Genomic DNA, 7,901 nt, shown 5'->3' on the forward strand with positions numbered 1-7,901 from the left:
GGCCAGACTTCTGCGGTTCGGAGTTCCTTGTTCGATATTCGGACTTCTCTCCGCTATCATTTTGGTTGTCGGCTATGCCGCGTTAGGTAAGAAGGGGGATGAGGAGATAGTTGAGATGTGGAGATAAAAAAAAACAAGAATTATCTCCTTATCTCTTTTTATCTCCCTATCTCCCTTCGTACACCTTTTGCTTCTTTGCGGCTTTGCCGCTTTATGCCTTTGCGTTTAAGATTGATGCTATGCGAATTCTCGACCGGCTCGAACGAAGATTTGGAAACAGTGGAATCCCAAACGTAACTCTTGTTCTGATTCTGGCGCAAGTCTCTGTCTACATCATCTCAAAGCCACAACCGGAAATACTCAATGCCTTTCATCTGCTCCCAGGCCTTGTTTTACAAGGACAGGTCTGGAGACTGCTCAGCTTCCTGGCCGTCCCGCCTGTTACCAATCCGATCTTTGCTTTCTTTTTCTGGTACCTTTTTTACCTTATGGGGAATTCGCTCGAACATTACTGGGGCACATTCCGATACAACGTCTTTTTGCTGGTTGGTTATCTGGCCACTGTTGCAGCGGCCTTCCTCTTTCCGGAAGCTCAAGCTTCGAACGGATTCCTGCAAGGCTCGGTTTTTCTGGCTTTCGCGTTTCTCAATCCTGACTTCGTTCTGTACATCTTTTTCATTCTTCCTGTGAAAATTAAATGGCTCGCTCTTTTGACCTGGCTTTCATACGGCTACATCCTGATTACCGGTGCATGGAACATAAAGCTGCTGGTCCTTGCCTCTATCTGCAATTTCCTGTTGTTCTTCTGGACGGATATCAAGGACAGAGTCAGAACGGGCCGGCGACATATGGCATCTCAATCCAGCAAGTTTGCTAATACGAAATCGGAAAAACAGCCATTTCATCGCTGTGTTATTTGCGGTATTACGGACATAAGTCATCCGGATATGGACTTCCGTTACTGTACCGAATGCGCTGGAACGCCCGGTTACTGCGCCGACCATTTGCAAGGGCACGAACACATCAGAAGCGCCTGAGCTCAAGTAATGTACAATATCGTGCATGAAACAAATCCTTCTTGCGTTTCTTTTGATTACCACTACTGTTTATGCAGCGCCCCCACAGACCATGCGCGTAGATTATTTCCACACAGGAGACGCGAACCACGAGGTTTTCAGCCTGGACCGTGTGGTCATTGAGCCGCTTCCCTGGCCCGGTAATCTTGACAAATCGGTTGACGACACAAATCTTGGCAGGTATTTGTTCGAAGTGATCGATCGCCGGACGAATCGCGCTATCTATTCCCGGGGGTTCGCATCCGTTTATGGAGAATGGGAAACAACGGATGAAGCGCGAAAGATGCATCGCACTTTTCACGAATCATTCCGGCTTCCGGAGCCGCAACAGGAAGTACAGATTCTTCTGAAAAAGCGGGATGCCAACAACGCATTCAAAGAAATCTGGTCCTTGCTGGTGGACCCCAAAGACATGTTTGTCGATCGTTCGAAACACAAATCCCCTGCCCCGCTGTTGGAATTAGAAAAGAATGGAGATCCGTCGACTAAAGTTGATTTCCTGATCCTTGGGGATGGCTATACAGCAGCCGAAGCGAGTAAGTTCGAGAAAGACGCGAAACGTCTCGCGGAAATTCTTTTTTCTCAGTCTCCATTTAAGGAGCACAGAAAGGACTTCAATGTTTGGGGACTCTGTCCGCCGGCAGAAGAGTCAGGAATCTCGCGTCCTTCTACAGGCGTGCACAAACGGAATCCAGTGGGAAGCACTTATGATGCTTTCGGATCCGAGCGGTACATACTCACTTTTCAGAATCAGGCCTTCCGCGAAATTGTTGCATTCTCACCTTACGAGTATGTAGAGATCCTGGTAAACAACAGCACGTATGGTGGCGGTGGAATTTTTAATTTGTATAGCACTGTCGCTGCAGATTCTTTATGGGCTCCCTATGTATTTGTTCATGAATTCGGACACCACTTCGCAGGACTTGCGGACGAGTATTACACATCTGATGTTGCGTATTTGCCTTCTGAAGATAGAGTCGAGCCATGGGAACCGAATGCAACTGCCCTGCTGGATGCCGAGCAATTGAAATGGCACGACCTCGTCTCGCCGGGTACTCCTCTCCCTACTCCATGGAACAAGGAAACATTCGAAAAGTATTCTGCGCAAATCAGAGAGCGCCGCAGGAAAATTCGCGCCGAGAACAAGTCGGAGGAAGAGATGGATAAACTGTTCCAGGAACAAAAGGAACATGAGTCCAGAGAACTTGCTGCCGATAAATACGCGAAAAAAGTGGGCGCTTTTGAAGGAGCCAACTACGCAGCGCGTGGATACTACCGGCCTCAGGTCGATTGCATCATGTTCTCCCGCAACGATGTCCCCTTCTGCGCCGTTTGCCGCCGCGCGCTGGAAATGGTCATTCGACTTTATACGCCGTAGTCAGACCTGTCACCGCGTCAGAAAACTGCTTTCAGTGTGACCGAATCGGCAATCTGGTGAGTTCCTTCGGCAACAAGCTCCAGCACGTACGTGCCGGGTTGCGGGAATTCCACTGTGGCTTGAGGATCTGCAGGATCTGAAAACTGCGCCCTGTCCGGTCCGGAAATCTGTCGCCACAATATTCTTGCCGGCATCGAATTTATCAATAAACAGTGACCGGATAAATCGTTGATGACCGGTCCCACCGGATGTTTCGTCCGCAGGGCAGCATCGATCTCCATGACTTGCATGGACCAAATCGATTCACGAAACGTCAAACAGGACGCAAACAATCGCCCGTCGTGGAAATCAAGTTCCTCCATGACCGTGTCCTGCCCATCCTGAAAAGTCACAAGGAGACGGGGTTGACCGATGGTCAGGTCGCAGTGATAAATGGATTCTGTAGATTCATCGCTGTAGTAGATGCGGTTATCGCCGGCATTGTAAGCAAGACCACGAATATCAAGGTGCGACGCCGGAAGAGTCAGAACCTCCGATGCATCACCTGTCAGTGTGTCGAGCAAAAGCACTTTCCGGGCCACTTTATCAACCGCATACAGTTTGTCGTGAATCTCATCGTAGGCCAATCCAAACACTCGCCGATAGAGAAGTTTGGCCTTCAACGGCTCACAAATTCCGGTATCAGCGTTCAGCTTATACAAACGGCGCCTGTCCGCATCTATCCCGTAAACATCTTGATTGATGCGAGCGAAATCGGACGGCCAACCGAAGAATGCTCCTTCTGGATTTCTGAGTGGTCCAACGTAGGAAACCCCGGATCGGGAATCATATTTGACCAGCATGTCTTCTGTTGCATGATTGCCATCACCTGTCCAGAAATTCAAAGGCCGTTGATTCAGCACCGCCCCTTGCAGACTCGCGGACGCGCCTCGAATGGTCTGATCAGGACCGGCATAGACTGTTATTTTGTGGACTGAATTGCGGTATGCGGCAAGGAGAGCAAGAAACACAACCGTCACCGCGACGCATATCAGGATCGGAAGCTTATAGTTGCGCAAAATCATACTATATCGCGGTTCGTAGTCCTGAACACCACATGCAGAAACGTTTTCTGCGACACCTCCGAAACGAATCTACGCAAAATTGAAACTTAGGAGGTGCTATATGGCACGGAAGTTTGCTTTATTGGTAATGATCTTTCTTGCAGTTTCATTCATGGCCTGCAGCGCAAGCAACGATGCGCGGATTACGACCGAAGTTAAGGCGAAAATCACGGACGATGAGATTCTGGATGCAACAGACATCAGTGTAGATACTAAGGAAGGAGTGGTGACGCTGGAAGGGAAAATTACTCAACAGGATCAGGAGGCTCATGCCATTCAACTAGCTCGTTCTGTTCCCCAGGTAAAGGATGTAGTTTCCAGACTACAGGTTGAGCCACAAATCGGCAGCACAAATCTTGATGAAAAGATGGAAGAAACGGCTGAGAATGCGGGCAAGAAGTTAGAGGAGACTGCGGAAAAGACCGGAGAAAAGATTGATGGGGCCGGAGAAAAAATTGCAGAAACGGCAGACAAAGCCGAAGACAAGATTGACGATGTGAACGTCGGCGAAATGGTAGACGACGCATCGACAACGGCGAAAGTAAAGCTGGCGCTCGCGAAGGACGATCAGGTTGCCGCTTACCGGATTGATGTCGACACAAAAAACGGTGTGGTCACTCTCACTGGAAAAGTTAAGAATGCAGCAGAAGCCGCTCAGGCGGTTAAGGTTGCTGAATCCATTGAAGGCGTAAAGAAGGTCAACTCTGATCTCGTAGTCGGTTCATAGATTTCAGCAACGGGTTGCAGGCAAGATGCCTGCGGCCCGTAATGCAAGGCTGGAAGCCCCTGCGCTCCGTAATCCCGCTCCTAAAAGAACGGGTGGTAACTCATTCCAAGATTCACTATTTTTTGCAGCAGTTTTTGGTAGCTGATTCCGGAATGTCCTGCTGCTTCCGCAAAATCTTCGCCGAACGAGATGTCCGGATTTGGATTCGCTTCAAGGAGATAGAGCACCCCTTCGGGAGATAAACGGAAATCGAGTCGCGCATAGCCGGAAAGATTCAGGATCCGGTAAATTCGTCGGGAAACATGATCGATCCGCTTCTTTATCTCCGGCGTCAAGTCGGCGGGCCTGGTGGAGAGTCCGATTTTTTTTTGATAAGCGCGGTCCCATTTGCTCTTGCTTGTGGCAATCAGAGGCGCTCCTTCGGGCAGATGTTCAATGTGCAGTTCCCATGGCGTATAAACTTCCAGCCTGTGGTTCCCTGTCATTGCCACATAAATCTCCCGGCCTTCAATGTACTGTTCTGCAATTGCATGCGTCACTACTTTTCGATGAACGAACTCTACGCGTTCCGCAAGGGCTGCATCATCGTGAACAATGGAAGCTTTTGAGATAGCAACCGAGCCTTCTTCCACAAGAGACTTAACAAGGAGTGGAAACTTCAGTCTTGGCGGCCTTTTGATTGTGCGATTCCGGGGAAACACAACAAATTCCGGCACAGGAACGCGGTGATAACTCATGATCTCTTTTGTAAGCGCCTTATCATGGGCCAGCATCAATCCTCGCGGATTGCATCCAGTGTAAGGAAGCTGAATCAATTCGAGATAGCTGACGACATGAGGCTCAAACATGGAGTAGCCATGCATTTCGACCAGCATGTTGAAAGCAACTTGAGGCTGAAATTCTTCCATGGCCGAGCGGATAACGCGGACGTCTTTGGCGACTCCTACGATCCTGATCTCGTGTCCCATTCCTTCCAATGTGGAAATCACGTCATATTCATTTTCAAACTTTTTGCTCTCTTCTTCCGGCAATTCCTTGATGTTTTTGGGCGGGATCAGATCCTGATCAAGCACCATCAGGATGCGAAGCTGTTTCTTTGGTTTAAAGGCCATAATAAAACCGGTAACGGCCCGAATGCACGATGTTCATTGTATGAACAGTGAGCATAATCAGCACCTGTCTTCTTGTTTGATTCTTCGGGAAACAGACACGCAACCGTAAATCCTTTGCGCGGTCTATCATTGTTTCCAGAACGTGATCGACCGAATAGGAATGGACGCCAGTCCCTTCCGCAACCAGATGCCGCACTTCAGTGCGGTAATCGCGCAAAAATGAAACCGCTGTCTGGCGCGATGTATAGCGCTTCTCTTGTGAAAAGATTCGCCGCAAATCCCGGTCATAATAGGCAGGATACTCAATCGCGTACTGCTCTTTCTTTTGACTGTAGTATTCACCCAGCGTCATTTTGATCTGCCGGAGCGTATCCACTTTTTCCCGGCGCCAATTTTTGGACGGCTTTCCTGAAATATTCTTTATCAATTGATCGATGTACACAAGTTTTCGCAAAGCCGGCCATCCCTGGTACCGGCTCCTCCAGCGGGGGCCAAGCCAAACTGCAAAAGTCTCAGCATAATCCTCCAGTGGATGTGATTGAGCGTACCATGAGCCAAGATGCAGAACATAACTGCGGCTGTTGGGATTCGGTCTGTAAGACTCGGGATACGGCTTGCGGAGAGAGCCGAAGACTCTACGGAAGCCCGAATCAGAGTGCAGTCGATAAGCATGATCCAGAGCATGCCCTGCTTCATGTCGAATAATGCGCATAAAATCCTGCTCGCTTCCACCTTCTATTTGCAGCATCTGTTTCCGTTCCAGTTTCATCAATCGCGGATGCGCAAGGTAGAAAGGCACAGCAAATCCGGGGACCTGATCGGGCGTAAAAAATTCATCGGAGAGCCACACATGCGGCCTGAACCGGATCCCACGCGATCCAAGTTCTTTATAGAGTTGCTTGATTTGTCTCTTTAACGGTGTGCCTTCAAGTTTGATAGGAAGATCACAAAGACGAAACTTTAGTAAATCTTCATCACTGATGCGACTCCATTGAATTCGTGCTGGCATTTCTCTAGCTGTAGTTTAATGGTAGTGGCAGAGCATTTTCCATACGGGGTGTATGAACGTGTTTGGTGCGAAGGCTTTGCTTTTTCTCTGAAACTATCACCGGTGTGAAAATGCTCTGCTACCATCGCGGACGAAGCAGAGCATTTGCATGCAGGAAGATGCTTGTGCTATTGCAGGCATTTGTGCGATAAGCAGCTCATAAAAAAACAATGGCAAATGCTCTGACACTACTACTATTGCAGCAGACTGTCGACAACTCGATTGGGATCCATTTGCGGGAATTGAAAACGGAATTCGCGGTTCGCGCTGCTTACTTGAATGGTTTGACTCAACGTGGCGAATTCGGGATTTGAAAGAACAACCGAATATTCTCCGGGTGGTAGATTCACGCGGACAGGAGTAACTCCGCGCAACGGCTGGGACAATCCTTTTCCGTTGATTTCAAGTTCTGCCCAGGGCCGCACATCGATAGAAACGGACAATGGTTGAATTACGACGACGGGAGGCGGCGGTGGCGGCACATCCTGCTTTTTTGAGTTCGGCTTGATTGTCAGCTTCGGTATTGGCTTTTCTACTTTCACATCCGATGGGGACCAGAGGAGGACTACAGCGATTGCAAGAATCGCAAGAGCCGCAGCTGCACCAATTCCCCAGGTCATGAAAGGAGATAAACCAGGTGTGCTAGGTTTAGCTTGCGGAGCCGGAGCAGGAACCCTTCCCGGTGCCGGCCTTGCGACAGGCGGCGCTTGAGGAGCCACCGGCCTGGTTGACGGCTGTGGCATTTGCGGTGGAGGAGGTGGCGGTTCAGCAGTAATCTCTTCGTTATAAACAGTCTGCGGTATCTCCATTCCCGGTTCGGTATCAGGAGGATGCATTCCCGTCATCTCAATTTGCTTCAATAACTCACCTGTATCGATGTTCTGGCTGCCAAGCAATCGATCAATCTCTTCAAGCTTCTTCTTAGCGATAGGATGATTTGGATTTGCAGAGAGGACAGTCACACAAATCTGGCGAGCTTGATTAAATTGCCCCATCCGCAGGAAAGTGTCGGCTTTCTTCAGAAGTTGATCCGCTTCCACCTCAACCAATCTTGTGCGTATCTCCTTCAGCGTCTCTTCAGCTTGTTTTCGAAGCCCATAGAACGCCTGAAATTCATAAGGAACAGGAAAACTCAGGAAGTCATCGAGAGCTTTTTGAGCTTCCTCCAGCTTGTTTTCTTCAAACCTATCCTGAGCATCAACAAATTTCTGATAGAGATCCTGGTTTCGCTCTACCTTAGGCAACAGCGATTTCACCAGCTGCGGAGAGTCTTGCTTAACGCTTTCCAACAGCTTCACTGCGTCACTGAAGTTCAGTTGTTCACAAAGATGATCCACTTCTACGGTAATATTCTTTTCTTCAGATTCACGGTAAGCACGCTCTTTTAGTGCCGCCTGAACCCGTTCTTCCAGCAAGATAGCCTGTGTATTCTGATCCAGCTTCAAAGCGCGCTGCAC

The 7,901-nt window shown here is 49.1% G+C and carries 7 protein-coding genes; 3 read left to right on the top strand and 4 right to left on the bottom strand.

Annotation, left to right across the window (positions count from 1 at the left end; translation table 11 throughout):
• Positions 1-239: 239 nt before the first annotated feature.
• Positions 240-1,037, top strand: coding sequence for a hypothetical protein (locus L0156_09910; GenBank protein ID MCI0603318.1), 798 nt, complete (start codon positions 240-242; stop codon positions 1,035-1,037).
• A gap of 25 nt (positions 1,038-1,062) precedes the next feature.
• Positions 1,063-2,454 (top strand): IgA Peptidase M64, encoded by a 1,392-nt coding sequence (locus L0156_09915; protein ID MCI0603319.1) that lies wholly within the window; start codon positions 1,063-1,065, stop codon positions 2,452-2,454.
• 17 nt (positions 2,455-2,471) lie between these two features.
• Here L0156_09915 and L0156_09920 read toward each other — a convergent pair whose 3' ends face one another.
• Positions 2,472-3,518 carry a hypothetical protein gene (locus L0156_09920; protein ID MCI0603320.1) on the bottom strand — a complete coding sequence of 349 codons (1,047 nt, stop codon included), beginning with the start codon at positions 3,516-3,518 and terminating at the stop codon, positions 2,472-2,474.
• Positions 3,519-3,618: 100 nt separating this feature from the next.
• Here L0156_09920 and L0156_09925 point away from each other — a divergent pair, with 100 nt between their 5' ends.
• Complete coding sequence (locus tag L0156_09925; GenBank protein ID MCI0603321.1) at positions 3,619-4,284, top strand: BON domain-containing protein; 666 nt, start codon at positions 3,619-3,621, stop codon at positions 4,282-4,284.
• Positions 4,285-4,364: 80 nt separating this feature from the next.
• On the opposite strand, the gene L0156_09930 is transcribed toward L0156_09925, so the two are convergent.
• The 3 genes from L0156_09930 to L0156_09940 all read right to left on the bottom strand — a co-directional run.
• Positions 4,365-5,396, bottom strand: coding sequence for a D-alanine--D-alanine ligase (locus L0156_09930; GenBank protein ID MCI0603322.1), 1,032 nt, complete (start codon positions 5,394-5,396; stop codon positions 4,365-4,367).
• Positions 5,386-6,405: a putative zinc-binding metallopeptidase gene (locus L0156_09935; protein ID MCI0603323.1), complete on the bottom strand. Its 1,020-nt coding sequence runs from the start codon at positions 6,403-6,405 to the stop codon at positions 5,386-5,388. The genes L0156_09930 and L0156_09935 overlap by 11 nt, the downstream gene beginning before the upstream one ends.
• 233 nt (positions 6,406-6,638) lie before the next feature.
• Positions 6,639-7,901: PEGA domain-containing protein (locus tag L0156_09940; protein ID MCI0603324.1), on the bottom strand; the 1,263-nt coding region annotated here is incomplete at its 5' end.

This window comes from bacterium, from assembly GCA_022616075.1.
GTDB lineage: Bacteria > Acidobacteriota > HRBIN11 > JAKEFK01 > JAKEFK01 > JAKEFK01.

Coding starts and splice junctions, on each gene's coding strand:
- L0156_09910 (MCI0603318.1), top strand. CDS start 240: ATGCGAATTCTCGACCGGCTCGAACGAAGATTTGGAAACAGTGGAATC.
- L0156_09915 (MCI0603319.1), top strand. CDS start 1,063: ATGAAACAAATCCTTCTTGCGTTTCTTTTGATTACCACTACTGTTTAT.
- L0156_09920 (MCI0603320.1), bottom strand. CDS start 3,518: ATGATTTTGCGCAACTATAAGCTTCCGATCCTGATATGCGTCGCGGTG.
- L0156_09925 (MCI0603321.1), top strand. CDS start 3,619: ATGGCACGGAAGTTTGCTTTATTGGTAATGATCTTTCTTGCAGTTTCA.
- L0156_09930 (MCI0603322.1), bottom strand. CDS start 5,396: ATGGCCTTTAAACCAAAGAAACAGCTTCGCATCCTGATGGTGCTTGAT.
- L0156_09935 (MCI0603323.1), bottom strand. CDS start 6,405: ATGCCAGCACGAATTCAATGGAGTCGCATCAGTGATGAAGATTTACTA.